Raw genomic sequence first — 25,007 nt, forward strand, 5'->3', positions numbered from 1 at the left:
GGAGGGCAGGATGACTCGTTTTGCGGTGATATCGGCGATCTGGATGGCCGCGCCCGGCGCCTTGCAGGCCGAGGCCATCCTGGGCACATGGCTGACCGGCCCGGATAACAAGTCGCAGGTCGCGCATATGCGGATCAAACGTTGCGGGCCGGCGATTTGTGGGACGGTCCTGCGTGCCTTTGACAAGTCCGGCCAGCCCGTGACGACGCCGAATGTGGGCAAGCAGGTGATCTGGGACGTGACGCCGGACGGGCAGGGCGTCTATCGCGGCAAGGTGCTGTTGCCGCTGTACAAGACGGTGGTCGACGGGATGTTCGACGTATCCGGCGACCGCCTGACGCTCAAGGGATGTCTGGGACCGGTCTGCAAATCCCAGAGTTGGACCAGGGTCGAGTAACTTTGCACCCGTCCCGTTGCTGCGATAGTCTGATCGCATGACCCACAACGACCTGCCCGCAGCACCGACACCGGACGTAATTCTCGAAGGGGCCCTTTATGCCCCCGATCTCGATGCGGCCGAGGCGTTCTATGGCGGTGTGCTGAACCTTGAAAAGATCACGCGCGCGGGCGACCGGCATGTGTTCTTTCGTGTCGGGGCTGGCGTTCTGCTGATTTTCAATCCCGATGAAACCGAAATGCCGCCCGGCAATACGCAGATGCCCGTGCCGTCGCACGGCGCGCGTGGGCCTGGTCATTTCTGTTTCGGCGTCGATACCGCCGCCCTGACCGCCTGGCAGGACCGGCTCGAAGCGGCGGGGGTCGAGATCGAGGCGGATTTCAAATGGCCCAACGGCGCGCGGTCGATCTATTTCCGCGATCCTGCCGGAAACTCCGTGGAAATGGCCGAACCACGACTTTGGTCCCGGTAAGGGGAACGTTCAGGGCGTCCAGCGCAGGAAGTTGCCGATCATCCGCAGTCCGGTGGCCTGGCTTTTCTCGGGGTGGAACTGCATGCCGACAATGTTGTCGCGCCCCACCATCGCCGTGACCGGGCCGCCGTATTCGACATGGGCCAGCAGGTGATCGGAGGCATCGACCTGCATGTGGTAGGAATGCACGAAGTAGGCATGCTGGCCGGTTTCGATCCCGTCGAAAACCGGGTGCGGCCGGTCGATCACCAGGTCGTTCCAGCCCATATGCGGCACTTTCAGCGCAGGATCGGCGGGGGTGATACGTGTCACCGTGCCGGGCACCCAGTCGAACCCCGGCGTTTCCTCGTATTCCAGCCCGCGCGTCGCCAGCATCTGCATTCCGATGCAGATGCCAAGGAACGGCTTGCCGCGGGTGATCACGACCTCTTCCATCGCCTCGAACAGGCCCCGGTGGTCGAAAAGCTGCGCCCGGCAGGCTGGAAAGGCGCCGTCGCCGGGCAGAACGATCCGGTCGGCCCCGCGCACGATCTCGGGGTCGGACGTCACGGTGACGCTACCCGCGCCCGCCTCGGACGCCATGCGCTGAAACGCCTTTTCTGCGGAATGGAGGTTTCCGCTTTCGTAATCGATGATGACCGTGCTCACTGTCAGAGCGTCCCCTTGGTCGAGGGCACGTCGTCCGACTTGCGCGGATCGGTTTCGACCGCCATGCGCAGCGCGCGCGCGACCGCCTTGAACGCGGCCTCGGCGATGTGGTGGCTGTTGAACCCGCAGACCTGGTGCAGGTGCAGCGTGATGCCGCCATGGGTGCTGAAGGCCTGGAAGAACTCGCGCACCAGCTCGGTGTCGAAGGTGCCGATCTTTTGCGTGGGCATCTCGATTTCCCAGACAAGGTACGGACGCCCCGACAGATCGAGCGCGCAACGCACCTGTGCGTCGTCCATCGGCAACGCGCATTCGCCATAGCGACGGATGCCGCGCTTGTCGCCAAGGGCCTGCGCCAGCGCCTGTCCCAGCGCGATGCCCACGTCCTCGACGCTGTGGTGGTCGTCGATATGCAGATCGCCCTTGCAGCGCACGCGCATGTCGATCAGCGCATGCCGTGCAAGCTGGTCCAGCATGTGATCGAAGAACCCCACGCCGGTCAGGTTGTCATAGGCCCCGGTGCCATCGAGATCGATTTCGACGGTTATTTCCGTTTCCGCGGTCTTGCGGGTGATGCTGGCGGTGCGCATGTGCGGCCTCGCTTGTCTGGTTTCGCGCCGCTTATAGGCGGGGTGCGCGCGCGGGAAAAGGGGGCGGGGTGGTCAAAAACCCCGGACCATGCGACCGCGCCACAGGTGGGCGGTGTCAGGCGCTTCGTGGTGGAAGGAGATTTTCGTCGGCATCTGGAGCGGGCGATGAGATTCGAACTCACGACCCTTACCTTGGCAAGGTAATGCTCTACCCCTGAGCTACGCCCGCCCGGATGCCGTCCGGCGAATGAAAAAGGCGCCTGCAATCGGCGCCCATTCATGGAACCCTATGGAGCGGGCGATGAGATTCGAACTCACGACCCTTACCTTGGCAAGGTAATGCTCTACCCCTGAGCTACGCCCGCGTCCTTGGGTGAGGTGGGAGGTATAAATTCTGGGCCGGGCTTGCAAGAGGAAAAATGCCGATGCGCGGAAAAAATCTGATCCTTGCGCTGGGGCTCGTGGCGATGGTCGTGCCGGGCGCGGGGGGCGCGCATGACGGTCACGGGCTGGCAACGGTCGTCGTCGACCCGCGGGATCGAGACTTTCGCGAGGGGCAGACGCGGATCACGCTGATCGTCAGCAATTACGGCGCCCAGCCGGTGGTGGCGATGGGGATCGGGCTGCCGGGTCGGGAAATGCGGCCACTGGCGCGGCCGCTGCCGGTGGGGCCGGGGGAAACGGGCGCGATCCCCGGCCTTGTCCTTCCGGTGTCGGACCGGGGCGCATTTACCGTGATCGTCGATTTCGGGCCCGATGGTCCGCTGCCGGTTCTGGTGCCGGCCCGCTGAGCAAGCGCCGCACAGCGCCGGGAACGGGGAAGGGGCCAGGCCCCTTTCCCCGGAAAGACCGCAATCTTCCCCTTGCACGGCCATCGGCGTCCCCGCCTGTGCCGCGCTGCAAGACTGGCCGCAGATAGTTAACAAAGGATTTTCCTCTTGCCGGAAATATCCCGGGGGAGTCGCCCGGAAAGGGCGACCGGGGGCAGCGCCCCCGGCCCGAGGCGCGGAACGCGCCGAGATAAGCAGCCTGCGCCCCGTGGGCGCAGACCATCGCGTCACGGCGTCATTCGAACTCGATCAGCAGGTCCTTGGCGTCGATCTGGCTGCCCGCGGCGACATGGATTGCCTTGACCACCGCATCGCGTTCGGCGTGGATGCCGGTTTCCATCTTCATCGCCTCGATGGTCAGCAGCAGGTCGCCCTCGGTCACCTTCTGGCCCACGCTGACCGCGACCGAGGCCACGACGCCGGGCATCGGCGCGCCGACATGCGCGGGATTGCCGTGCTCGGCCTTGGGCCGCGCGGTGGCTTCGGACTTGACCTTGCGGTCGGGCACCCGGATCGAGCGGGGCTGGCCGTTGAGTTCGAAGAATACCTTCACCTCGCCCTTTTCGTCGGTTTCGCCCACCGCCTGCAGCCGGATCTCCAGGATCTTGCCGGGGTCGATCTCGGCCGAGATCTCTTCGCCCGGTTCCATCCCGTAAAAGAACGTGCGCGTCGGCAGCGTGCGCACCGGGCCATAGGTCCGGTGGCGGCCCATGTAATCGAGGAACACCTTGGGATACATCAGGTATCCGTTAAGATCCTCGTTATCTATGTTCTTGCCTTCCAGCAGGTCGACGACCTCCTTGTGGGCGGCCTCGAGGTCGACGGGCGGCAGGTGCGCGCCGGGGCGTTCGGTGTTTGGGTCTTCGTCCTTCAGCACCTTGCGCAGGATCTTTTTCGGAAAGCCGCCCGGCGGCTGGCCGAGGTTTCCGCGCATCATGTCCACGACCGAGTCGGGGAAGGCCACGTCCTTCATCGGGTCTTCGACATCGGCGCGGGTCAGGCCCTGGCTGACCATCATCAGTGCCATGTCGCCCACCACCTTGGACGAGGGCGTGACCTTGACGATATCGCCGAACATCTGGTTCACGTCCGCATAGGTGCGCGCGATTTCGGGCCAGCGGTCTTCCAGCCCCAGGCTGCGCGCCTGCGCTTTGAGGTTGGTGAACTGCCCGCCCGGCATTTCGTGCAGATACACCTCCGAGCTGGGGGCCTGCTGCGCGGATTCGAAGGCCACGTAATGCTGGCGCACCGCTTCCCAGTAATCCGAGATTTCGCGGATCACCTCCATGTCGAGCCCTGTGTCGCGCTCGGTAAAGCGCAGCGCCTCGACGATCGAGCCCAGCGTCGGCTGGCTGGTATTGCCGGAAAACGCGTCCATCGCCGCATCTGCGGCATCCACTCCGGCATCGGCGGCGGCCAGGATGCTCGCGCCCGCGATGCCGCCGGTGTCGTGGGTGTGGAAATGCACGGGGATGTCCAACTCGTCCTTCAACGCCTTGACCAGAACGCGCGCGGCCTGCGGCTTGAGCAGGCCCGCCATGTCCTTCAGCCCCAGGATATGCGCGCCCGCGGCCTGCAAGTCCTTGGCCATGCCGACATAGTATTTCAGGTCGTACTTGGCGCGGTCGGGGTCGAGAATGTCGCCGGTATAGCAGATCGTGCCTTCGCAGATCTTGCCACTGTCGATCACCGCGTCCATGGCGACGCGCATGTTCTCGACCCAGTTGAGGCTGTCGAAGACGCGGAACACGTCCACCCCGGTTTCGGCCGCCTGCCGCACGAATTCCTGCACCACGTTGTCGGGATAGTTCGTGTATCCGACACCGTTCGAGGCGCGCAGCAGCATCTGCGTCAGCAGGTTGGGCATCGCGCGGCGCAGGTCGCGCAGGCGCTGCCAGGGGCATTCCTGCAGGAAACGGTAGGCCACGTCGAACGTCGCGCCGCCCCAGCATTCCACGCTGAACAGCCCCGGCAGGTTCGCCGCATAGGCGGGCGCCACCTTGATCATGTCGATCGACCGCATCCGCGTGGCCAGCAGCGACTGGTGGCCGTCGCGCATCGTGGTGTCCGTCAGCAGCAGACGGTCCTGCGCCAGCATCCAGTCGGCCACCGCCTTGGCACCCTTTTCGTCCAGCAGGGTCTTGGTGCCGGGCGCCGGATCGCCGCGCAGCGCGGGCGGGCGCGGGTCTTTGAGGTCGGAAGGCGGCTTGGCGCGGCCCGCGGTTTCGGGATGCCCGTTCACCGTGATGTCCGCGATATAGGTCAGCACCTTGGTGCCGCGGTCGCGGCGCTTGGTGAACTGGAACAGTTCGGGTGTCTCGTCGATGAACTTGGTGGTGTATTGGTTGTTCAGGAAGGTCGGGTGCTTCAGCAGGTTCTCGACAAAGGCGATGTTGGTGCTGACCCCGCGGATGCGGAATTCACGCAGCGCACGGTCCATCCGGGCGATGGCCTTTTCCGGCGTCGGCGCCCAGGCGGTGATCTTGGTCAGCAGGCTGTCATAGTAACGCGTGATCACCCCGCCCGCATAGGCCGTGCCGCCATCCAGACGGATGCCCATGCCCGTGGCCGAGCGATACGCGGTGATGCGGCCGTAGTCGGGGATGAAGTTGTTTTGCGGGTCTTCTGTCGTCACCCGGCATTGCAGGGCGTGGCCGTTAAGGCGGATGTCGTATTGCGACGCCTTGCCGGTGGCCTCGGCCAGCGACTTGCCTTCGGCGATCATGATCTGGGCCTGCACGATGTCGATGCCCGTCACCTCTTCGGTCACGGTGTGTTCGACCTGCACGCGGGGATTTACCTCAATGAAATAGAAATTGCCGGTTTCCATATCCATCAGGAATTCGACCGTTCCGGCGCATTCGTAATTCACATGCGCGCAGATCTTGCGGCCAAGTTCACACAGCTCTTCGCGCTGCGCTTCGGAAAGGTAGGGGGCAGGGGCGCGTTCCACGACCTTCTGGTTGCGGCGCTGGACCGAGCAGTCGCGTTCGTAAAGGTGATAGATATTGCCATGGCTGTCGCCCAGGATCTGCACCTCGACATGGCGGGCGCGGGTGATCATCTTTTCAAGATACCCCTCGCCATTGCCGAACGCGGCCTCTGCCTCGCGCCGGCCTTCGAGGATCTTTTCCTTCAGCTCCTTCGGGCCGTTGATCGGGCGCATCCCGCGCCCGCCGCCACCCCAGGACGCCTTGAGCATCAGCGGATAGCCGATTTCCTCGGCCTCTTTCGCGATGGCGTCGAAATCGTCGCCCAGAACGTCCGTGGCCGGGATCACCGGCACGCCGGCCGCAATCGCGACCTTGCGGGCGCTGGCCTTGTCGCCAAGCGCGCGCATCGTTTCGGCCCTGGGCCCGATGAAGGTGATGCCGGCAGCAGCGCAGGCATCGACGAAATCGGGGTTTTCCGACAGCAGGCCATAGCCGGGATGGATCGCGTCGGCGCCGGATTCCTTTGCCACGCGGATGATTTCGTCGATCGACAGATACGCGGCCACCGGCCCCAGCCCCGCGCCGATGCGATACGCCTCGTCAGCCTTGAACCGATGCAGGCCCAGCTTGTCTTCCTCGGCAAAGACGGCGACCGTTCGCTTGCCCATCTCGTTGGCCGCGCGCATCACGCGGATGGCGATTTCGCCCCGGTTGGCCACGAGAATTTTCTTGAACTCGGTCATAGGCAGCTCCTTTTGCACCGTCACCTGACGTAGGGTTGCGCATTGCTAGCGTCATGCCGCAATGCAGCGCAAGACCTGCGGCCTTCTTGGCCGTAAGAATTCTGTAACATTTCACGACAGGTTTGACACGCGCCCGAAATGTCAGGCGCGGATCAGCCGCTCGGGCAGTTGATCGAAGCTGCGTGTGCCGATCTGGCCCATATTCGCCTCGATATCCAGTTTCAGCATCTCGATCAGATGCGCCGGCCCGTCGCGGCCCAATGCCGCAAGCGCATAATGCCAGGCGCGGCCCATCATCACCATGTCCGCCCCCAGCGCCAGGGCGCGCAGGATATCGAGCCCCCCGCCGACACCGCTGTCGAAGATGATAGGCAGCGACGTGGCCGCCCGGATCGCGGGCAGAACTTCGATGCTGGCGAGGGCCGCGTCGAACTGCCGGCCAGCGTGGTTCGACACCCAGATACCGTCGATGCCCGCCTGTTCCAGCTTGGCGGCATCTTCGGGCTCCATCACGCCCTTGACGACGAAGGGGCCGTCCCAGTGATCGCGCAGCCAGTGCACGTAATCCCATTGCGGCGAGGTGCGCAGGATATAGCCGATATGCTCGGTCGGGTGCATGCCGGGCGTGTCCGGCGCGTATTTGGCGATGGTCGGCATGCGTGGCCGGCCATGCAGAGCGGTGGCCAGCGCCCATTCCGGCCGCATCGCGATCTGCGTCAGCAGGCGCGGGGTCAGGCGCGGCGGTTGCGTGATGCCCGAGCGCGTCTGCCGTTCACGCCGCGAAGGGGCGGGCAGGTCCACCGTCAGCACCAGCGTGCGGAACCCGGCATCGCGGGCGCGCGCCACCATGTCGCGGCGAATCTCGGGGTCTTTCGGCGGGTATAGCTGGAACCAGCCCTTGCCCCCGGTCAGCGGCCCCACCTGTTCGGGCGTCTTGCAGGCCACCGTCGACAGGCAATAGGGGATGCCCGCGCGCGTGGCCGCCCGCGCCAGCAGGCGCTCGGCATCCGGCCATATCAGACCCGACATGCCAACCGGTGCCACACCGAAGGGCAGGGCATAGGTATCCCCCATCAAAGTCGTCGAAGTGTCGTATTCCAGCGGCCCGTGCAGGATCGACGGGCGCATCAGGATCGCGTCCAGCGCCGCGCGGTTGCGCTGCTTGGTCGCCTCGGTGCCGGTCGCACTGTCGAGATATTCCCAGACGAATTTCGGCAAGCGCCTTTTGGCTCGGCGTTTGAGGTCGTCCAGACCGGGGTAGCGTGACATCAGGTCCATGCACGCATTTGGGCGCGGCGCGGCGCGTTTGTCCAGTGCGGTGGTGCGCTTGGCCGCGCGCGGGGGCGAGGGGGCCAGCCCCCTCGCGCTCCCCCGGGATATTTTCGGAAAGAGAAAGCGGAACAATTGCTGAACATATCTTTAATTCGCGGGCGCGGGGCGCTATTGTCACAGCCATGAGCAGTTTTGACGAAATGGATGCGTTCGAAGGGGCGTCGCTGTCGGCGCGGGCGATGGCCGCGCGTGGTGCGCCCTACCTGGACGAACTGAACCCGGCGCAGCGCCAGGCGGTCGAGGCGCTGGATGGCCCTGTGCTGATGCTGGCGGGCGCTGGCACCGGCAAGACCAAGGCGTTGACGACGCGGATCGTGCATCTTCTGAACACCGGCCGCGCGCGCCCCAACGAGATCCTGGCGGTGACCTTTACCAACAAGGCCGCGCGCGAGATGAAGGACAGGGTGGGTCGCCTGCTGGGCCAGCAGATCGAAGGCATGCCCTGGTTGGGCACCTTCCATTCGATCTGCGTCAAGCTGCTGCGCCGCCATGCCGAGCTGGTGGGGCTGAAGACTAACTTCACGATTCTCGATACCGATGATCAGCTACGCCTGCTCAAGCAACTGGTGCAGGCGGCGAATATCGACGACAAGCGCTGGCCGGCGCGGATGCTGCTGGGGATCATCGACCAGTGGAAGAACCGCTGCTGGACCCCCGACAAGGTGCCCGCGGGTGAGGCGGGCGCCTACAACAACCGCGGGGTCGAGCTCTATGCCCAGTATCAGACCCGGCTGAAGGAACTGAACGCCGTCGATTTCGGCGACCTGCTGGTGCATGTGGTCACCATATTCCAGACCCATGACGACGTGCTGGAGCAATACCGCCGCTGGTTCCGCTACATCCTGGTGGACGAATACCAGGACACCAACGTGGCGCAGTACATGTGGCTGCGCCTGCTGGCGGGTGGGCACAAGAATATCTGCTGCGTCGGCGACGACGATCAGTCGATCTATGGCTGGCGTGGCGCCGAGGTGGGCAACATCCTGCGCTTCGAAAAGGATTTTCCCGGCGCTCAGGTGGTGCGGCTGGAACAGAACTACCGCTCGACCCCGCATATCCTGGCCGCCGCTTCGGGTGTCATCCGCGGCAACGAGGGCCGGCTGGGCAAGGAGCTCTGGACCGAGGCGCAGGAGGGCGAAAAGGTCCGGCTGATCGGTCATTGGGACGGCGAGGAAGAGGCCCGCTGGATCGGCGAAGAGATCGAGGCGATGCAGGGCGGCACCCGCAGCATGCGGCCGTTCGGGCTGGACGAAATCGCAATCCTGGTGCGCGCCAGCCACCAGATGCGCGCCTTCGAGGACCGGTTTCTGACCATCGGGCTGCCCTATCGCGTGATCGGCGGGCCGCGGTTCTACGAGCGGATGGAGATTCGCGATGCGATGGCCTATTTCCGCACCGTCGTCAGCCCCGATGACGACCTGGCCTTTGAACGTATCGTCAACACGCCCAAGCGCGGCCTTGGCGACAAGGCACAGCAGACGATCCAGCGCACCGCGCGCGAATACGGCGTCAACCTTGTCGAAGGGGCCCGCATCGCCGTCGAGGAAAAGCGCCTGACCGGCAAGGGCGCGGCGCAACTTTCGTTCCTTGTCGACAACATCGCGCGCTGGGGCCGGATGGCGGGCGACAAGGATGTCGATCACACCGAGCTGGCAGGGATCATCCTGGACGAATCCGGCTATACCGAGATGTGGCAGAACGACAAGACGCCCGAGGCGCCGGGGCGGCTGGAAAACCTAAAGGAATTGGTCAACCACCTCGAGGAGTTCGAGAACCTGCAAGGCTTCCTGGAACATGTCAGCCTGGTGATGGACAACGAATCCGACGATGGCGGGCAGAAAGTGTCGATCATGACGCTGCACGCGGCCAAGGGTCTGGAATTTCCCGCCGTCTTCCTGCCGGGATGGGAGGACGGGCTTTTCCCGTCACAGCGCAGCATGGATGAAAGCGGCCTCAAGGGGGTCGAGGAAGAACGCCGCCTGGCCTATGTCGGGATCACGCGCGCCGAAGAGCTGTGCACGATCTCGTTTGCCGGGAACCGCCGGGTGTTCGGCCAGTGGCAAAGCCAGATGCCCAGCCGCTTCATCGACGAATTGCCCGAGGCCCATGTCGAGGTGCTGACACCGCCGGGCCTTTATGGCGGTGGCTATGGCGCGGCCGGCATGGGCGGCACCTCGACCATCGAGAATCGCGTGGCCGAGGCCAATGTCTACAACTCGCCCGGCTGGAAACGCCTGCAGGCCCGGCGCGATCACCGGCCTGTCAGCCAACCCTCGGAAACCCGCCATGCCGTGATCGACGCGCAGGCCGTCAGCGCGCACACGGTGGGCGAGCGCGTGTTCCATCAAAAATTCGGCTATGGCCGGATCGAGGCGATCGAAGGCGACAAGCTGGAAATCGCCTTTGAAAAGGCCGGGGTCAAAAAGGTCGTGGCGAAATTCGTGATGGGCGCCGACGACATCCCGTTCTGAGCGAACGGCCTGAATTCTGAACATTGCCGGAAAAAGAAACGGCGGCACCCTAGGGAGGAGGAGGGGTGCCGCCGCTTGGTCAACGTGCGCGTTCAGGGAGGAGGAGGAACACGCCCGTATTCGTTTGGCCCGATCGGACCGGTATGACGCTCGGCGGCACCCAGGGAGGAGGAGAGGGTGCCGCCGGCCTTTCAACGAAACCCCCAGGGAGGAGGAGAGGAGGTTTCGTATCGCTTGGCCCGCTCGGGCCGGTGTTAAGGTGCGGCGACGTCAGGGAGGAGGAAGACGCCGCCGCCAGTTCACAGATGACCCAGGGAGGAGGAGAGGATCATCTGAACCATGTATTCTTTATGCCTGATCGCCGTAGGCGACTTCGTAGGCGCGGGCACGGATCTGCGCGCGGCAGATGCCCAGGTCGGCCAGGTCGCGGCCGCTCAGCGCGCTCAGTTCGTTCACCGTCTGGCGATACAGGCGGTAGCGCGCGAAACGCTCTTGCAGGTCTGCGAAAAAGCCCGGGCGCACCAGGGTGCGGGCAGAGTTCTGAATGTCACTTGCGAAAGCCATCTTCGTGGTCCTTGCGTTCTGTCTCGATCCGGCGCCGATGCGCCTTGCTTGTGACCCATACTTAGGAAAATGCTGCGGGTGCACAATAACTTCCTGCGCAATGCTGCTATGCAGAAAATGCATAAGCAATACTGCCCTTTTTTCGGGCCGGAATGGTGCATTATCGGGCATGTTGAAAACCGGTGGCGCGGCGGGGGTTGTCATGCCGCCCAAATCTGCCACCTATGACGTGAAAAAGGAGGCATGACCGATGGCAGTGACAAAAGAGGCGGTGGAACGGGCCCTGGCGGATCTGCGCCTGCCGGATGGCGGTGATCTGGTTTCGCGCGACATGGTGCGGGCGCTGACGGTCGATGGCGATGCCGTGCGATTCGTGATCGAGGCGCCCAGCCCCGATGCCGCCCGCGCGATGGAACCGGTGCGGGCCGCTGCTGAACAGATGGTCGGGCGCTTGCCTGGTGTCGGGTCCGTTTCGGTCGCGCTTACTGCGCATGGCCCGGCACAACAGCCGCAGCGGGCGGCGCCCAGCCTAAAGATCGGCGGACATCCCAAGCCGCAGGCCGGCCCGATGAAGCCGGCCGGGGTCAAGCGTATCGTTGCGATCGCCTCGGGAAAGGGCGGGGTCGGCAAATCCACCGTTTCGTCGAACCTGGCCGTGGCGCTGGCGAAGCAGGGTAGGCGGGTCGGCTTGCTCGACGCCGATATATACGGCCCGAGCCAGCCGCGCATGATGGGCGTTTCCAAACGCCCCGCCAGCCCCGATGGCAAGACGATCATCCCGCTGACCGCCCATGGAGTCACTATGATGTCGATCGGGCTGATGCTCGACCCGGACAAGGCGGTGGTTTGGCGTGGCCCGATGCTCATGGGGGCGTTGCAGCAGATGTTGGGGCAGGTCGAATGGGGTGACCTGGATATCCTGATCGTCGATCTGCCGCCTGGTACGGGGGACGTTCAGTTGACGCTGTGCCAGCGCGCGGCGCTGGACGGTGCCATCGTGGTGTCGACGCCGCAGGACGTGGCGCTGCTGGATGCGCGCAAGGCGATCGACATGTTCAACACGCTCAAGACCCCGATCCTGGGCCTGATCGAGAACATGTCGGTATTCATCTGTCCCAATTGCGGGCACGAGGCGCATATCTTCGGGCATGGCGGTGTGAGGGCCGAGGCCGAGAAAATGGACGTGCCGCTGCTGGCGCAACTGCCGATCGACCTTGATACCCGTCTGGCAGGCGATGGCGGTACGCCCGTCGCCGCGGGCGAAGGTGAGGTCGCCGACGCCTACGCACGGCTTGCCCGCGGCCTGATCGAGGGTGGCATCGCCTGACCGATCCTTTCGCGAACAATGCACAGACCCGCCGCGCCACCGCGCGGCGGGTTTGTTTTTGCCCGGTCGCAGGGGCGGTATGGGCCTGCCACGGGAAATCATGGGATGTGCCATGGGAAATCATGGGCAGCCCCTGCTTCACAACCGTTGCAGACGAATCACGCAGCCGTGATTCTCGCATAAACAAGGTGGAAATCGGCCTTTCCCCGTGCGAATAGGCGCGTGCTTTGCCCTCTCTTGCATAATTCATGGGAAATCAGGGGAAAGTTTTTAACGCGCCCAAGACTGCTAGATATAGTGCCGCCCATTCATATTTATCCCATATGCGGTGTCCATTTGCCCGAAATCGCGACTATATGTTGTTTTTCAGGGGGCGCCCGAACAAGATGATGTGCGTCTGGTGGGCAAATTCCTGTTGATTTCCATGAATTCCCATGTCATCCCTTATTCACACGATGAGGACGGGAACAAAGAGGGGCAGCAAGACCCCGAACAAAGACCCAAGTCAGGTTTCATACAGGCACCCCCCCCTTCATCGAAACGAAGAGATCCGGCGCGTGAGCGAGCAGACATCCCCCCAGGTGGCGCGCGCAGTCGGACACCCCGCAAGTCGGGACGAGGGCGGCGGATTGGGCAGTGGCAGCAGCTCAATCCGCCGTTTCGTTTCCAAGGGGCCAGTTGCTGCAACAACCGGGGGCAAGTGAGAGGATCACGGGACAGTGGTTCGCAGGTTCAGAGGCGAGAGCCACCACAAGGTGGACAGCAAGGGGCGGGTGTCGATTCCGGCCTCTTTTCGCCGTGTTCTGGAGGCCGGCGATCCGAACTGGACAGATGGGCTCAGCCCGGAATTCGTGATCGTCTACGGCGACCACCGCCGCAAGTACCTTGAATGCTATACGATGGAAGCGATCGAAGAGGTCGATGAAAAGATCGCCGCGCTTCCCCGTGGCTCGATGGAGCGGCGGATGCTCGAGCGGCTGTTCAGCGGCTTGTCGGAACCCGCCAGGGTAGATGAGACCGGCCGGATCGTGCTGTCGTCGAAGCTGCGCCAGAAGATCGGGATCGACGGCGAGGCGTTCTTTATCGCGTCGGGTGACACGTTCCAGATCTGGAAGCCCGAAACATACGAGGCGGAGGAACTGGCCAAGACCGAGGCCTGGCTGGACGACCTGCCCGAGGATACGGACCCGCTGGTCTTTCTTGACGGGAACAGGGCGGAGTAGGCCGATGTCTGCTGCTGCCGCACCCGCCGATCCCGCCCCGCACATCCCCGTTCTATTGCGGCCATTGCTGCAGGCGATTGCGCCCGTCACGGGCACCTGGCTCGACGGCACATTCGGCGCGGGCGGTTATACCCGCGCGCTGCTGGATGCCGGGGCCGACCGCGTGATCGCCGTGGATCGCGACCCTCTTGCCTTCGAGATGGCGGCGGGCTGGGCCGACCAGTATGGCGACCGTATCGAAATGGTCGAAGGCGTGTTTTCCCGGCTCGACGAATACGCGCAGGATCTGGACGGCGTGGTTCTGGATATCGGGGTGTCGTCGATGCAGCTCGACCTCGCCGAGCGCGGGTTTTCCTTCATGAAGGACGGCCCTCTCGACATGCGCATGAGCCAGCAGGGCCGCAGCGCCGCCGATATCGTGAACGAGGCGGGCGAGGCCGAACTGGCCGACATCCTGTTCCACTATGGCGAAGAACGCGCCAGCCGCCGCATCGCCCGCGCGATCCTGCGCGCCCGCGCCGGGGCGCCGATCACCCGCACGCTGCAACTGGCCGAAATCGTCGAAGGCTGCCTGCCGCGCCAGAAACCGGGCCAGAGCCATCCGGCGACGCGCACCTTCCAGGCACTGCGCGTGGCAGTGAACGACGAATACGGCGAACTTGTCGCGGGACTCGAGGCCGCCGAACGCGCGCTCCGGCCCGGCGGCAAGCTTGCCGTCGTCACCTTTCATTCGATCGAGGACCGGATCGTGAAACGCTTTTTCACCGACCGGTCCGGCGGGGGCGGCCGTGCGAACCGCTATGCGCCCCAAATCGAAGAGGCCGCGCCCCAATTCACCCTGCCTACGAAAAAGGCCATCGGCCCCGACGCGCAGGAGCTTGACGAAAACCCCCGCGCCCGCAGCGCCAAACTGCGCGTGGGCATCCGCACCGACGCCGCCCCAAAACCCGGTGACCGAAAGGCGCTGGGTCTGCCGCAATTGAAGGGAGAGCACTGATCATGCGTTCGATCCTGACAATCCTGACCGCCTGCGCCGTGATCGGCCTGGCCTTCTGGGCCTATCACGAGAATTACAAGACGCAGGAGGCGCTCGCCAAAAGCGAAGCGTTGCAGAGCGACATCGCCGAGGCCCGCGCCCGCCTTGCCGTGCTGCGCGCGGAATGGGCCTATCTCAACCGTCCCGACCGCCTGCGGGAACTGGCGACGCTGAATTTCGACAATCTGGGCCTTCTGCCCTTCATGCCCGAACAGTTCGGCCGTGTGGACCAGGTGCCCTATCCGCAGGACGAGGGGCTTTTGCCCGTCATCAACCCGGTCGAGGTGTCCTCGGCCATGAACGCGACGGAGGCCGGGGAATGATCCGTACACCGCTGCGCCCGCTGGCGCGCATCCTCGACGCGCGTCAGAAAGGCGAAAACCCCGACGCCATCGAACGCGAGAATATCCGCCTCCGGCACGAGGAAATGCGCGACCGCGCCCGCCGCCGCGCCGAAGGGCGGCTGCTGGTTCTGGGCCTTGCGTTCTTCTGCGCCTTCTCGGTCGTGGGGGCGCGGATGGGGCATCTCGCCTCGACCGAGCCGTCAGAACCCCGCGCCAGCGCCGCCGGCGCCACGATCATCGCGCAGCGCGCCGATATCGTCGACCGCAAGGGCCGTGTGCTGGCAACCAACCTCGATACCTATTCGCTTTACGCCCAGCCGCCGCAGATGGTCGACCCCGAGCGCGCGGCGCGGGCCCTGGCCGGCATCTTTCCCGATCTCGACGAAACCGACCTTGTCGAGGACTTCACGGGCAAGCGCAAGTTCCTGTGGATAAAGAAGAAACTCAGCCCCGAACAAAAGCAGGCCGTGCATGACATCGGCGAGCCGGGCCTGCTGTTCGGCCCACGCGAAATGCGCCTCTACCCCAATGGCAAGCTGGCCGCGCATGTCCTTGGCGGCGCCAGTTTTGGCCGCGAAGGCGTGCACGCGGCCGAAGTGATCGGCGTTGCGGGCATCGAAAAGAACTTCGATGCGCTGCTGCGCGATCCCGCGCGCGGCGGGCAGCCGCTCGAACTGTCGCTGGATCTTTCGGTGCAGGCGGCGGCCGAGCAGGTTCTTTACGGCGGTATGCGCCTGATGAACGCCAAGGGCGCGGCGGCGGTGCTGATGGACGTGCATACCGGCGAGGTGATCAGCCTTGTCAGCCTGCCCGATTTCGACCCGAACGACCGACCCCGTCCGCCGACCGAAGGCAACCCCAGCGACAGCCCGCTGTTCAACCGCGCGGTGCAGGGCGTCTATGAACTGGGATCGACCTTCAAGATATTCACCGTCGCCCAGGCGATGGAGCTGGGCCTGGTCAATGCGTCGACCATGATCGACACCAAGGGCCCGCTGCGCTGGGGCAAGCACCGTATCCGCGACTTCCACAATTACGGGCCGGAACTGACCACCACCAAGGTGATCGTCAAATCGTCGAATATCGGCACCGCGCGGATCGCGCAGATGATCGGGGTCGAGCGGCAGCAGGAATTTCTGCGCAACCTCGGCTTTTTCGAGCCGATCCCGCTCGAGATGGTCGAAGCGTCGGGTGGGCGGCCGCTGTTGCCGCCGAACTGGTCCGAGCTCAGCACGATGACGATTTCCTATGGTCACGGCCTGTCGGCCACGCCGCTGCACCTGGCCGCGGGCTATGCCGCGATTGCCAATGGCGGCACCTATGTCGCGCCCACGCTGCTCAAGCAGGAGGGGCCGCAATACGGTCCGCGCGTGATGTCGAAGCAGGTCGCCGCCACCAGCCGCGAGATGCTGCGCAAGGTCGTGACCGAGGGCACCGCCAGCTTTGGCGAGGTTCCGGGCTATGCCGTGGCCGGAAAGACCGGGACAGCCGACAAGCCCAAGGAACGCGGGGGCGGGTACTACGACGACAAGGTGATCGCGACCTTCGCGTCGATGTTCCCCGCGCATGACCCGAAATACGTGCTGATCGTCACGCTGGACGAACCGGTCGAAACCAGCGGCGACGAACCGCGCCGCACCGCCGGCTGGACGGCGGTGCCCGTGGCCGCCGAAATGATCCGCCGCATCGCGCCCCTTCTGGGTCTGCGCCCCGAGATTGAACCCGGCACGCTCGCTGATATAACGCTCACATCTTCATCGCAGTAGATCGGGCAGGGCACCTATGGGCGGGCAGACAAAGACACTGGCAGAGCTGGGACTGACCGCCGCCGGCGGACGCGACGTGGCGATCACCGGCCTTGCCGTGGACAGCCGCGAAGTCAAAGAGGGCTACCTTTTCGCCGCCATGCCCGGCAGCCGCGTGCATGGGGGCGAATTCATCCAGTACGCGTTGCGGATGGGGGCGGTCGCCGTGCTGACCGATGCCGAGGGCGCCCGTATCGCCGCGCGCGAAATCGACGAACACGATGCCGCCCTGATCGTCGCCGAAGACCCGCGCCAGGCGTTGGCCTATACCGCCGCGCTTTGGTTCGGCGCGCAGCCTTCCACGATGGTCGCCGTCACCGGCACCAACGGCAAGACATCCGTCGCCACCTTCACCCGCCAGATCTGGATCGCGCTGGGATACGAGGCCGTCAACCTCGGCACGACTGGCGTCGAAGGCGCCTATGCCGCACCGCTGGCGCATACCACGCCCGACCCGATCACGTTGCACCGTACGCTGGCGCAATGCGCCGCCGCCGGCATCACCCATGCCGCGATGGAGGCGTCGAGCCACGGGCTCGATCAGCGGCGGCTTGACGGCGTGCACCTGCGCGCGGCGGGCTTCACGAATTTCAGCCAGGACCATCTGGACTATCACGCCACGCTCGATGCCTATTTCGCCGCCAAGGCCGAGTTGTTCGACCGCGTGCTGCCCGAGGACGGCACCGCCGTGATCAACATGGACGACCCGCGCGGCCCCGACATGGCCCGCATCTCCGAGGATCGCGGCCAGCAGGTCATCCGCGTCGGCCGCCAGCCGGGCATGGATCTGGAATTGCAGGCCCAGCGGTTCGACGCCACGGGCCAGCAGCTCCGCTTTGCCTGGCAGGGCGATGTGCATCTGCTGCGCCTGCCGCTGATTGGCGGCTTCCAGGCGGAAAACGTGGCCATCGCCGCCGGTCTGGTGATCGCGGCGGGGGCCGAACCCGAGGCCGTGTTCAACGTGCTGCCGCAACTGGAAACGGTGCCGGGGCGGATGCAGCTTGCCGCCACGCGCGGCAACGGGGCGGCTGTGTTTGTCGACTACGCCCACACGCCCGACGCGGTTTCGACCGCGATCCGGGCGCTGCGCCCGCATGTGATGGGCCGGCTGATCGCCATTGTCGGCGCAGGCGGCGACCGCGACACCACCAAGCGCCCGCTGATGGGGCGCGCCGCCGCCGAAAACGCCGATCTCGTGATCGTCACCGACGACAACCCCCGCAGCGAAGACCCCGCCGCCATCCGTGCCGCGGTAATGGAGGGGGTGATTTCCGCGGGCGGGGCCGACTACGCCGTCGAAGTGGGCGACCGCGCCGAGGCGATCCTTCGCGGCGTCGACGCCCTGCAGCCCGGCGATGCGTTGCTGGTCTGCGGCAAGGGGCACGAAACCGGTCAGGTCGTGGGTGACACGGTCTATCCCTTCAACGATGCCGAACAGGCCAGCGTCGCCGTGGCCGCGCTCGACGGGAGGATGCCATGACCGCGACACCGCTCTGGACCGCGACCGAGGCTGCCACGGCAACCGGAGGCAAAGCCACGGCCGACTGGCAGGCAAGCGGTGTTTCGATCGACACCCGCACGATCCGGCCCGGCAATCTGTTCGTCGCGCTCAAGGCGGCGCGGGACGGGCATGATTTCGTGGCCCAGGCGCTGGAAAAAGGGGCCGCCGCTGCGCTGGTGTCGCGTGTGCCCGAGGGTGTCGCCGCCGATGCGCCGCTGCTGATCGTGCCCGACGTTCTGGCCGCGCTCGAAGACCTGGGCCGCGCTGCGCGCGCGCGCTCGGATGCACGGGTGATCGGCATCACCGGGTCGGTCGGCAAGACCTCGACCAAGGAAATGCTGCGCACCGTGCTGTCGGGGCAGGGCCGCACCCATGCGGCCGAAGCGTCCTACAACAATCACTGGGGTGTGCCGCTGACGCTGGCACGGATGCCCGCCGACACCGAATTCGCGGTGATCGAGATCGGCATGAACCACCCCGGCGAAATCGCCCCGCTGTCGAAACTCGCGCGGCCGCATGTGGTGATGATCACCACCGTGGCGGCGGCGCATCTGGAAGCCTTTGAAAGCCTCGATGGCATCGCGCACGAAAAGGCCAGCATCGCCGACGGGCTGGAACCTGGCGGCGTGGCGGTGCTGAACGGCGATATCGAAACCAGCCACATCCTGCAGGACCGCGCCCGCGCACATGGCGCGCGCGTATCGCTGTTCGGCGAGGGGCCGCAGAACGATCACCGCGCCGAAAAGATCACGCTGGTCGATACGACGACCGTGGTGCAGGGGCAGGCAGGCGACATGCCGGTGTTGTTCAAGGTCATGGCCGCGGGCCGTCATTTCGCCGTCAATGGCATGGGCGTGATCGCCGTGGTCGATGCGCTGGGGCTGGATGCCGGGCTGGCGGCCACCGATATCGGCCACTGGGCGCCGCCCGCCGGGCGCGGCGCGCGCGAACGCATCTCGCTCGATCCGGTCGAGGACGACCAGACGTTCGAGCTGATCGACGACGCCTTCAACGCCAACCCGACCTCGATCGCCGCCGCTCTCGAGGTGCTGGCCGCGGCGCGCACCGATGACGGCAAGGGCCGGGTGGCGCGCGGACGGCGCATCGCGATCCTGGGCGACATGCTGGAACTGGGCCCCGACGAAATCGCGATGCATGCGGAACTGGCCGCGCTGCCCTGGATGGCCCAGCTCGACCGCGTGCATTGCGTGGGCCCCCGGATGCACCACCTTCATGCCGCGCTGCCCGAGCGCCTGCGCGGCGAATGGGTGGACGACGCCGAAAAGATGGTCACCCGCGCGCCGCACCTGATCGATGCGGGCGACGTGGTGCTGGTCAAGGGCTCCAAGGGCAGCCGCGTGTCGCTTGTTGTTGACGCGCTGCGCAAACTGGGCCAAAGCCCGCGGTCATCGGAATGAAGGGGCTGGCTGTATGCTGTATTGGTTGACCGAGCTGTCGGACGGGGGCGATTTCTTCAACCTCTTTCGTTATATCACCTTCCGCTCGGGCGGCGCGTTCCTGACTGCGCTGTTGTTCGGTTTCCTGTTCGGCCGGCCGCTGATCAACGTGCTGCGCAAGCGTCAGGGCAAGGGCCAGCCGATCCGAGATGACGGCCCCGAGGGGCATTTCGCCAAGGCCGGCACCCCGACAATGGGCGGTCTGCTGATCGTGGGGGCGCTGTTGACCTCGACGCTGCTCTGGGCGCGGCTCGACAATCCCTTCGTGTGGATGGTGCTGTTCGTGACCATGAGCTATGGGCTGATCGGCTTTGCCGACGATTACGCCAAGGTCAGCAAGCAGAACACAAAGGGCGTGTCGGGCAAGGTCCGGCTGGGGCTGGGCTTTCTGATCGCGGCCATCGCGGGCTGGTGGGCGGCGATGTATCACCCCGATCCGCTGTCGAACTACCTTGCCTTTCCGGTGTTCAAGGAAACGCTGCTGTATCTGGGCTTTTTCTTCGTGCCTTTCGCGATGATCGTGATCGTCGGCGCGGCCAATGCGGTGAACCTGACCGATGGCCTGGACGGTCTGGCGATCATGCCGGTGATGATCGCGGCGGGCACGTTCGGGATCATCGCCTATGCGGTGGGGCGCGTCGACTTTACCGACTACCTCGATGTGCATTACGTGCCGGGGACCGGGGAAATCCTGGTCTTCGTTGCGGGTCTGATCGGCGGGGGGCTTGGGTTTCTGTGGTACAACGCCCCGCCCGCGGCCGTGTTCATGGGCGATACAGGCAGCCTGGCCCTTGGCGGCGCGCTGGGCGCGATCGCCGTGGCCACCAAGCACGAGATCGTGCTGGCCATCGTCGGCGGGCTGTTCGTGGTCGAGGCGCTGAGCGTGATCATCCAGGTCGCCTATTTCAAGCGCACCGGCAAGCGGGTGTTCCTGATGGCCCCGATCCATCACCACTACGAGAAAAAGGGCTGGTCCGAACCGCAGATCGTGATCCGGTTCTGGATCATCGCGCTGATCCTGGCGATGATCGGCCTTGCCACCCTCAAGGTCCGGTAACCATTGGCTGCGCGCGTTCCGCGCGCAAAAGGCATCTCGGGCCGGACCCGGGGCCGCCCTGCAGGGTAGTCCCGGCAAGAGGAAGATCCCGGAACTGTTCTCTGGTCAAAAGGTAGAGTGTCAACTATAGTTGACATATCTCCAGTCGATGCCAGAGGCCGCCGATGTTCGACACACCCAAGGGCCTGACCGCCCCGCCGCTCTCCGGTGCGCCGCGCACCGGGCTTTGTACCGATTGCGGCGTGTCGCGCATGGGCGATGGCAAGGCCTGCGGCCGGGCCTGCCAGTTCATCCAACCCGATTACGAAGGGCTGGAGTCGCGCGTGCATGGCCGTGCCGGTGGCGGCGAAGGGGACGAGGCGTTCTTTGGCGTCACCCAAACCATGCTGCGGGCCCGTCTGGCCCCGCCCGCGCCGGGCGCGCAATGGACCGGGCTGACCACCGCGCTGGCGGCAGAGCTTTTGCGCAGCGGCGCGGTCGATGCGGTGCTGGCCACGGCGCCCGATCCGGCCGACCGGTGGGCCCCGCGCCCGGTGATCGTGACCGACCCCGAGGCGATGGCCGATTGCCGCGGCATGCGCATGGGGTTCGGCCCCTTGCTGGCGCTGCTGGAGCCCGCCCGCGCGGCCGGCTACCGGCGGCTGGCCGTGGTGGGCATCCCCTGCCAGGTCTACGCATTGCGCGCCATCGAGGCCGAACTGGGGCTCGAACGGCTTTACGTCATCGGCACGCCCTGTTCCGACAACACGACGACCGCGCGGTTCCACGATTTCCTGGCACTGCTGGACGAGCACCCCGAGACCGTCAGCTACCTGGAATTCCGCGCCGATTACCGGGTCGAGCTGCGCTTTGACGATGGGCGCAAGCCGCGGTTCATCCCGTTCCTGAAACTGCCGATTTCCGACCTGCCGGCGGATTTCTTTCCGATGACCTGCAAGACCTGCGTGGATTACACCAACCGGCTGGCAGACATCACCGTGGGGTATATGGCCGGCGACGGCGATCAATGGCTGATCGTGCGCAATGCGCGCGGCGCCGAAATGCTGAAGGCGCTGGGGGATCGTGTGGCCACGCGGCCATTGACCGACAAGGGCAGGCGGGATGCGGCGGTCCAAGGGTTTCTGGCCAATACCGAACGCGCGGCGGGCGGCTTGCCGCTGCGGCGCATGCCCGATTGGGTGCGCCCGATCGTGGCGTGGCTGCAGCCGCGCACCGGCCCGCGCGGGCTGGAATTCGCGCGGGCGCGGGTCGAGATGAAGGCGATCGAAACCATCCTGCATCTGCGCCGTGCGCATCCCGCCCGGATCAAGAACATGGTGCCCGCCCATGTCTGGCGGGTGGCCGCGCGCTATGGCCTTGTTCCCGGCGCGGACGAGCGGCGGGACTGATCCGCCCTTTTGCCCGGCGCCTCTGGCCTTGCGCGCCGCGATAGGCTAGCGATTCCGGCAACGCAAAACATGGGGGCGCGTGATGATACCGGTGCAGGGGGTCGAAGGGCAAACGGTTGCGGTTCTGGGGCTTGGGCGGTCGGGCCTGTCGGCGGCGCGTGCGCTGCAGGCGGGTGGCGCGACGGCCGTCTGCTGGGACGACAACCCCGCCGCGCGCGCCTCTGCCGAGGCGCAGGGCTACGCCATCCGCGACCTGTCGCGCGCGGGCGCCTTCGACGATGTGGCAAGCCTCATCGTAAGCCCCGGCATTCCGCATCTCTACCCCGAACCAAACCCCGTGATCGCCGCCGCGTGGGAGGCGGGGGTTCCCGTGGACAACGATATCGGCCTGTTTTTCCGGTCCTTCGCCGCTGCGGGGTTCGACCGGTTCGACAGCCCGCCGCGGGTGATCGCGGTGACCGGGTCGAACGGCAAATCGACCACCGCCGCGCTGATCCATCACCTGCTGCAGGAGGCGGGCCGCGACAGCGAGCTTGCGGGCAATATCGGGCGCGGCGTTCTGGATATCGACATGCCCGGGGATGGCGGCGCCGTGGTGCTGGAACTGTCCAGCTACCAGACCGATCTGGCCCGCGCGCTGACCCCGGATTTTGCCGTGTTTACAAACCTTTCGCCCGATCACCTGGATCGGCACGGCGGCATGGGCGGATACTTTGCCGCCAAGCGCCGCCTGTTCGCCGAGGGTGGGCCGGACCGGGCGATCGTGGGTGTGGACGAGATCGAGGGCCAGTACCTTGCCAACCAGCTGTCCGAGGGGCCGGGCGATGACCGGGTGATCCGCGTCAGTGCCGCGCGCAAGCTGTCGGGGCCTGGCTGGCAGGTCTTCGCCCGCAAGGGTTTTTTGGCGGAATGGCGCAAGGGGCGGCAGGTCGCCTCGATCGACCTGCGCGGGATCAAGGGGTTGCCCGGGGCGCACAACCACCAGAACGCCTGCGCCGCCTACGCGGTTCTGCGCTGCATGGGCGTGGCGCCCAAGGTGATCGAGCAGGGGCTGCATTCCTATGGCGGGCTGCCGCATCGCAGCCAGCTGATCGCCGAGGTGAACGGCGTGCAATTCGTCAACGATTCCAAGGCGACGAACGTGGATTCCGCGCTCAAGGCGCTGCTGGCCTTCGACCGTATCCGCTGGATCTGCGGGGGGCTTGAGAAAGAGGGCGGGCTGGCTGCGCTGGCGCCGGGTCTGCCACATGTCGCCAAGGCCTATGTCATCGGGCGCGAGGCGGCGTCTTTCGCCATGCAACTGCCCGGTGTCGAGGCCGAGATCTGCACCACGATGGCCCGCGCTGTGAAGGCTGCAATTGCCGATGCGCAACCCGGCGAGGTGGTGCTGCTGGCGCCTGCGGCGGCGAGTTTCGACCAGTATGACAATTTCGAAAAACGGGGCGAGGATTTCATCGCCTGTGTCCGGGCCGAACTGGGCCAATAGGGCGCGCGCGCCGCGTTAACCGCGCGATCCGGCCCGGGAACCGCGCAGTTCCTGACGAAAGGTTACGGGAATCGACACGATTCAGGGGTCTGGCCGCGTATTCGTTAACGAAACCTGAATGGAAAAATGCACCCGACGCGGTGTTCGGCCCCGAAATCGGGGGCCATGGGCAAAAACCGCGCGGTATCGGCGCGATACCGCGCGGTCGTTAACCCGCGGCGATGGCCCGCCCCGCGGCCACGCCCGAGGACCACGCCCACTGGAAATTGTAGCCGCCCAGCCAGCCGGTCACGTCCACCGCCTCTCCGATGAAATAGAGCCCCGGCATATCGCGTGACATCATGCTGCGGCTGTCGAGCCTGTCGGTCGCCACGCCGCCCAGCGTGACCTCGGCGGTGCGGTAGCCTTCGGTCGCGGTTGGCTTGAGGTGCCAGTCGCCAAGCGCGCCCACGATCTCGGCCAGGCGGGCGTCGGACTGATCGGCAAGATTTCCCGACAGGCCCAGCGTCGGGGCAAGGAAGTCGACCAGCCGGGCGGGCAGGTGCTGGCCCAGCACGGTGGTCAGGTTGCGCCGCCCCTGCGATTGCCGCTCGGTGCGCAAGGTATCGAAAAGCTGCCCGCCGGGATCGAGGTTCAGAACGATCTCGTCGCCTTCGTGCCAGTAGGAACTGATCTGCAGGATGGCGGGGCCGGACAGCCCGCGATGGGTGAACAGCGCGGCCTCGTCGAAACTGCCCGCGCCGGCTGTGGCGCGCACCGGCACCGCGGTGCCGGCCAGCGGTTTGAACGGCGTGTCCGAAAATGTGAAGGGCACCAGCGCGGGACGCGTTTCGGTGACCGCGTGGCCGAACTGGCGCGCGATGTCATAGGCCATCCCCGTGGCACCCATTTTCGGGATCGACTTGCCGCCGGTGGCGACGACGAGGTTGCGCGCCTCGATGCGCTGACGCTTTCCCTGCCGGTCGAGCGTGGCGGTGAACCGGCTGCCGTCATGGGACAGGTCGGCAAGCGAGGTTTCCAGCCACAGGTCCGCGCCTGCGCCCGTGGCCTCGTCCATCAGCATCCGCACGATCTGCCGCGCGCTGTCGTCGCAGAAAAGCTGGCCCAGCGTTTTCTCGTGCCAGGCGATGCGGTGGCGGTCGACCAGGTCGATGAAATCCCACTGGGTATACCGCGCCAGGGCCGATTTCGGGAAATGCGGGTTCGCGCCCAGGAATGCGGACGGGTCGCAATGCAGGTTGGTGAAATTGCACCGCCCGCCGCCCGAGATGCGGATTTTTTCGCCCGGCGCGCGGGCGTGGTCGATCACCAGCGCGCCCGGCCCGGCATGGGCGGCGCACATCAGGCCCGCGGCCCCGGCACCAAGAATGAGCGTGTTTACCTGCATGGGGGGCAGGTGCCCC

Annotated in this window: 20 protein-coding genes and 2 tRNA genes; 14 read left to right on the top strand and 8 right to left on the bottom strand. The window is 65.6% G+C overall.

All coding sequences use genetic code 11. The annotated features are described in order from the left end of the window. Positions 1 to 10: 10 nt before the first annotated feature. Positions 11 to 397: a DUF2147 domain-containing protein gene (locus BLT50_RS08525; protein ID WP_090028236.1), complete on the top strand. Its 387-nt coding sequence runs from the start codon at positions 11 to 13 to the stop codon at positions 395 to 397. A 37-nt stretch (positions 398 to 434) separates the two neighbouring features. Then, positions 435 to 869, top strand: coding sequence for a VOC family protein (locus BLT50_RS08530; protein WP_090028237.1), 435 nt, complete (start codon positions 435 to 437; stop codon positions 867 to 869). A 9-nt stretch (positions 870 to 878) separates the two neighbouring features. On the opposite strand, the gene hisH is transcribed toward BLT50_RS08530, so the two are convergent. From hisH to BLT50_RS08550, 4 genes are all read right to left on the bottom strand, one after another. Further along, the gene (gene hisH / locus BLT50_RS08535; protein ID WP_090028238.1) at positions 879 to 1,517 is read right to left on the bottom strand and encodes an imidazole glycerol phosphate synthase subunit HisH; all 639 of its coding nucleotides are present in this window, start codon (positions 1,515 to 1,517) and stop codon (positions 879 to 881) included. A gap of 2 nt (positions 1,518 to 1,519) precedes the next feature. Beyond that, positions 1,520 to 2,107 (bottom strand): imidazoleglycerol-phosphate dehydratase HisB, encoded by a 588-nt coding sequence (gene hisB / locus BLT50_RS08540; protein WP_090028239.1) that lies wholly within the window; start codon positions 2,105 to 2,107, stop codon positions 1,520 to 1,522. A 154-nt stretch (positions 2,108 to 2,261) separates the two neighbouring features. Further along, positions 2,262 to 2,336 (bottom strand) — tRNA-Gly (locus BLT50_RS08545). Between the two features lie 61 nt (positions 2,337 to 2,397). After that, positions 2,398 to 2,472: transfer RNA gene (locus BLT50_RS08550), tRNA-Gly, on the bottom strand. 60 nt (positions 2,473 to 2,532) lie between these two features. On the opposite strand from BLT50_RS08550, the gene BLT50_RS08555 reads away from it, so the two are divergent. Then, positions 2,533 to 2,898, top strand: a complete 366-nt coding sequence (locus BLT50_RS08555) for a hypothetical protein (RefSeq protein WP_139170496.1) — start codon at positions 2,533 to 2,535, stop codon at positions 2,896 to 2,898. 274 nt (positions 2,899 to 3,172) lie between these two features. Here the strand turns inward: BLT50_RS08555 and BLT50_RS08560 are convergent, their stop codons facing one another. Both BLT50_RS08560 and BLT50_RS08565 read right to left on the bottom strand, forming a co-directional pair. Beyond that, positions 3,173 to 6,613: a pyruvate carboxylase gene (locus tag BLT50_RS08560; protein ID WP_090028346.1), complete on the bottom strand. Its 3,441-nt coding sequence runs from the start codon at positions 6,611 to 6,613 to the stop codon at positions 3,173 to 3,175. 141 nt (positions 6,614 to 6,754) lie between these two features. Beyond that, on the bottom strand, positions 6,755 to 7,891 hold the full coding sequence (locus tag BLT50_RS08565) for an alpha-hydroxy acid oxidase (RefSeq protein WP_090028241.1): 1,137 nt from the start codon (positions 7,889 to 7,891) through the stop codon (positions 6,755 to 6,757). A gap of 176 nt (positions 7,892 to 8,067) precedes the next feature. On the opposite strand from BLT50_RS08565, the gene BLT50_RS08570 reads away from it, so the two are divergent. Then, on the top strand, positions 8,068 to 10,416 hold the full coding sequence (locus BLT50_RS08570; RefSeq protein ID WP_090028242.1) for an ATP-dependent helicase: 2,349 nt from the start codon (positions 8,068 to 8,070) through the stop codon (positions 10,414 to 10,416). Positions 10,417 to 10,764: 348 nt separating this feature from the next. Here BLT50_RS08570 and BLT50_RS08575 read toward each other — a convergent pair whose 3' ends face one another. Further along, positions 10,765 to 10,980, bottom strand: a complete 216-nt coding sequence (locus tag BLT50_RS08575; RefSeq protein WP_090028243.1) for a DUF1127 domain-containing protein — start codon at positions 10,978 to 10,980, stop codon at positions 10,765 to 10,767. A gap of 250 nt (positions 10,981 to 11,230) precedes the next feature. On the opposite strand from BLT50_RS08575, the gene BLT50_RS08580 reads away from it, so the two are divergent. The 10 genes from BLT50_RS08580 to murD all read left to right on the top strand — a co-directional run bounded on the left by BLT50_RS08580 (position 11,231) and on the right by murD (position 23,604). After that, positions 11,231 to 12,307: an Mrp/NBP35 family ATP-binding protein gene (locus BLT50_RS08580; RefSeq protein WP_090028244.1), complete on the top strand. Its 1,077-nt coding sequence runs from the start codon at positions 11,231 to 11,233 to the stop codon at positions 12,305 to 12,307. A 719-nt stretch (positions 12,308 to 13,026) separates the two neighbouring features. Next, entirely contained in the window at positions 13,027 to 13,530 is a 504-nt protein-coding gene (gene mraZ / locus BLT50_RS08585; protein ID WP_090028245.1) for a division/cell wall cluster transcriptional repressor MraZ, read from the top strand. 4 nt (positions 13,531 to 13,534) lie between these two features. Then, on the top strand, positions 13,535 to 14,527 hold the full coding sequence (rsmH, locus tag BLT50_RS08590) for a 16S rRNA (cytosine(1402)-N(4))-methyltransferase RsmH (RefSeq protein WP_090028246.1): 993 nt from the start codon (positions 13,535 to 13,537) through the stop codon (positions 14,525 to 14,527). Positions 14,528 to 14,529: 2 nt separating this feature from the next. Further along, positions 14,530 to 14,889: a cell division protein FtsL gene (gene ftsL, locus BLT50_RS08595; protein WP_175491432.1), complete on the top strand. Its 360-nt coding sequence runs from the start codon at positions 14,530 to 14,532 to the stop codon at positions 14,887 to 14,889. Then, on the top strand, positions 14,886 to 16,676 hold the full coding sequence (locus BLT50_RS08600; RefSeq protein ID WP_090028248.1) for a peptidoglycan D,D-transpeptidase FtsI family protein: 1,791 nt from the start codon (positions 14,886 to 14,888) through the stop codon (positions 16,674 to 16,676). Before ftsL ends, BLT50_RS08600 begins: the two co-directional genes overlap by 4 nt. Positions 16,677 to 16,692: 16 nt before the next feature. After that, on the top strand, positions 16,693 to 18,195 hold the full coding sequence (locus BLT50_RS08605) for a UDP-N-acetylmuramoyl-L-alanyl-D-glutamate--2,6-diaminopimelate ligase (RefSeq protein WP_090028249.1): 1,503 nt from the start codon (positions 16,693 to 16,695) through the stop codon (positions 18,193 to 18,195). Then, entirely contained in the window at positions 18,192 to 19,634 is a 1,443-nt protein-coding gene (locus tag BLT50_RS08610) for a UDP-N-acetylmuramoyl-tripeptide--D-alanyl-D-alanine ligase (RefSeq protein WP_090028250.1), read from the top strand. The genes BLT50_RS08605 and BLT50_RS08610 overlap by 4 nt, the downstream gene beginning before the upstream one ends. Before the next feature lie 13 nt (positions 19,635 to 19,647). Further along, positions 19,648 to 20,730, top strand: a complete 1,083-nt coding sequence (mraY, locus tag BLT50_RS08615) for a phospho-N-acetylmuramoyl-pentapeptide-transferase (protein WP_090028251.1) — start codon at positions 19,648 to 19,650, stop codon at positions 20,728 to 20,730. A gap of 164 nt (positions 20,731 to 20,894) precedes the next feature. Further along, positions 20,895 to 22,118 carry a Coenzyme F420 hydrogenase/dehydrogenase, beta subunit C-terminal domain gene (locus tag BLT50_RS08620; protein WP_090028252.1) on the top strand — a complete coding sequence of 408 codons (1,224 nt, stop codon included), beginning with the start codon at positions 20,895 to 20,897 and terminating at the stop codon, positions 22,116 to 22,118. Positions 22,119 to 22,200: 82 nt separating this feature from the next. Further along, positions 22,201 to 23,604, top strand: a complete 1,404-nt coding sequence (gene murD / locus BLT50_RS08625) for a UDP-N-acetylmuramoyl-L-alanine--D-glutamate ligase (RefSeq protein ID WP_090028253.1) — start codon at positions 22,201 to 22,203, stop codon at positions 23,602 to 23,604. Between the two features lie 208 nt (positions 23,605 to 23,812). Here murD and BLT50_RS08630 read toward each other — a convergent pair whose 3' ends face one another. Next, complete coding sequence (locus BLT50_RS08630; protein WP_090028254.1) at positions 23,813 to 24,991, bottom strand: BaiN/RdsA family NAD(P)/FAD-dependent oxidoreductase; 1,179 nt, start codon at positions 24,989 to 24,991, stop codon at positions 23,813 to 23,815. Positions 24,992 to 25,007: the final 16 nt, after the last annotated feature.

Origin of the sequence: Lutimaribacter saemankumensis, assembly GCF_900100005.1 — a bacterium.
GTDB classification, from domain to species: domain Bacteria; phylum Pseudomonadota; class Alphaproteobacteria; order Rhodobacterales; family Rhodobacteraceae; genus Lutimaribacter; species Lutimaribacter saemankumensis.

What these genes read in the sequence shown, in the direction of transcription:
- BLT50_RS08620 (WP_090028252.1), top strand. Translation starts at nt 20,895, where the DNA reads ATGTTCGACACACCCAAGGGCCTGACCGCCCCGCCGCTCTCCGGTGCG.
- BLT50_RS08600 (WP_090028248.1), top strand. Translation starts at nt 14,886, where the DNA reads ATGATCCGTACACCGCTGCGCCCGCTGGCGCGCATCCTCGACGCGCGT.
- BLT50_RS08525 (WP_090028236.1), top strand. Translation starts at nt 11, where the DNA reads ATGACTCGTTTTGCGGTGATATCGGCGATCTGGATGGCCGCGCCCGGC.
- BLT50_RS08580 (WP_090028244.1), top strand. Translation starts at nt 11,231, where the DNA reads ATGGCAGTGACAAAAGAGGCGGTGGAACGGGCCCTGGCGGATCTGCGC.
- BLT50_RS08605 (WP_090028249.1), top strand. Translation starts at nt 16,693, where the DNA reads ATGGGCGGGCAGACAAAGACACTGGCAGAGCTGGGACTGACCGCCGCC.
- BLT50_RS08555 (WP_139170496.1), top strand. Translation starts at nt 2,533, where the DNA reads ATGCGCGGAAAAAATCTGATCCTTGCGCTGGGGCTCGTGGCGATGGTC.
- ftsL (WP_175491432.1), top strand. Translation starts at nt 14,530, where the DNA reads ATGCGTTCGATCCTGACAATCCTGACCGCCTGCGCCGTGATCGGCCTG.
- murD (WP_090028253.1), top strand. Translation starts at nt 22,201, where the DNA reads ATGATACCGGTGCAGGGGGTCGAAGGGCAAACGGTTGCGGTTCTGGGG.
- BLT50_RS08565 (WP_090028241.1), bottom strand. Translation starts at nt 7,891, where the DNA reads ATGGACCTGATGTCACGCTACCCCGGTCTGGACGACCTCAAACGCCGA.
- BLT50_RS08530 (WP_090028237.1), top strand. Translation starts at nt 435, where the DNA reads ATGACCCACAACGACCTGCCCGCAGCACCGACACCGGACGTAATTCTC.
- hisB (WP_090028239.1), bottom strand. Translation starts at nt 2,107, where the DNA reads ATGCGCACCGCCAGCATCACCCGCAAGACCGCGGAAACGGAAATAACC.
- BLT50_RS08575 (WP_090028243.1), bottom strand. Translation starts at nt 10,980, where the DNA reads ATGGCTTTCGCAAGTGACATTCAGAACTCTGCCCGCACCCTGGTGCGC.
- rsmH (WP_090028246.1), top strand. Translation starts at nt 13,535, where the DNA reads ATGTCTGCTGCTGCCGCACCCGCCGATCCCGCCCCGCACATCCCCGTT.
- BLT50_RS08570 (WP_090028242.1), top strand. Translation starts at nt 8,068, where the DNA reads ATGAGCAGTTTTGACGAAATGGATGCGTTCGAAGGGGCGTCGCTGTCG.
- BLT50_RS08610 (WP_090028250.1), top strand. Translation starts at nt 18,192, where the DNA reads ATGACCGCGACACCGCTCTGGACCGCGACCGAGGCTGCCACGGCAACC.
- mraY (WP_090028251.1), top strand. Translation starts at nt 19,648, where the DNA reads ATGCTGTATTGGTTGACCGAGCTGTCGGACGGGGGCGATTTCTTCAAC.
- BLT50_RS08630 (WP_090028254.1), bottom strand. Translation starts at nt 24,991, where the DNA reads ATGCAGGTAAACACGCTCATTCTTGGTGCCGGGGCCGCGGGCCTGATG.
- BLT50_RS08560 (WP_090028346.1), bottom strand. Translation starts at nt 6,613, where the DNA reads ATGACCGAGTTCAAGAAAATTCTCGTGGCCAACCGGGGCGAAATCGCC.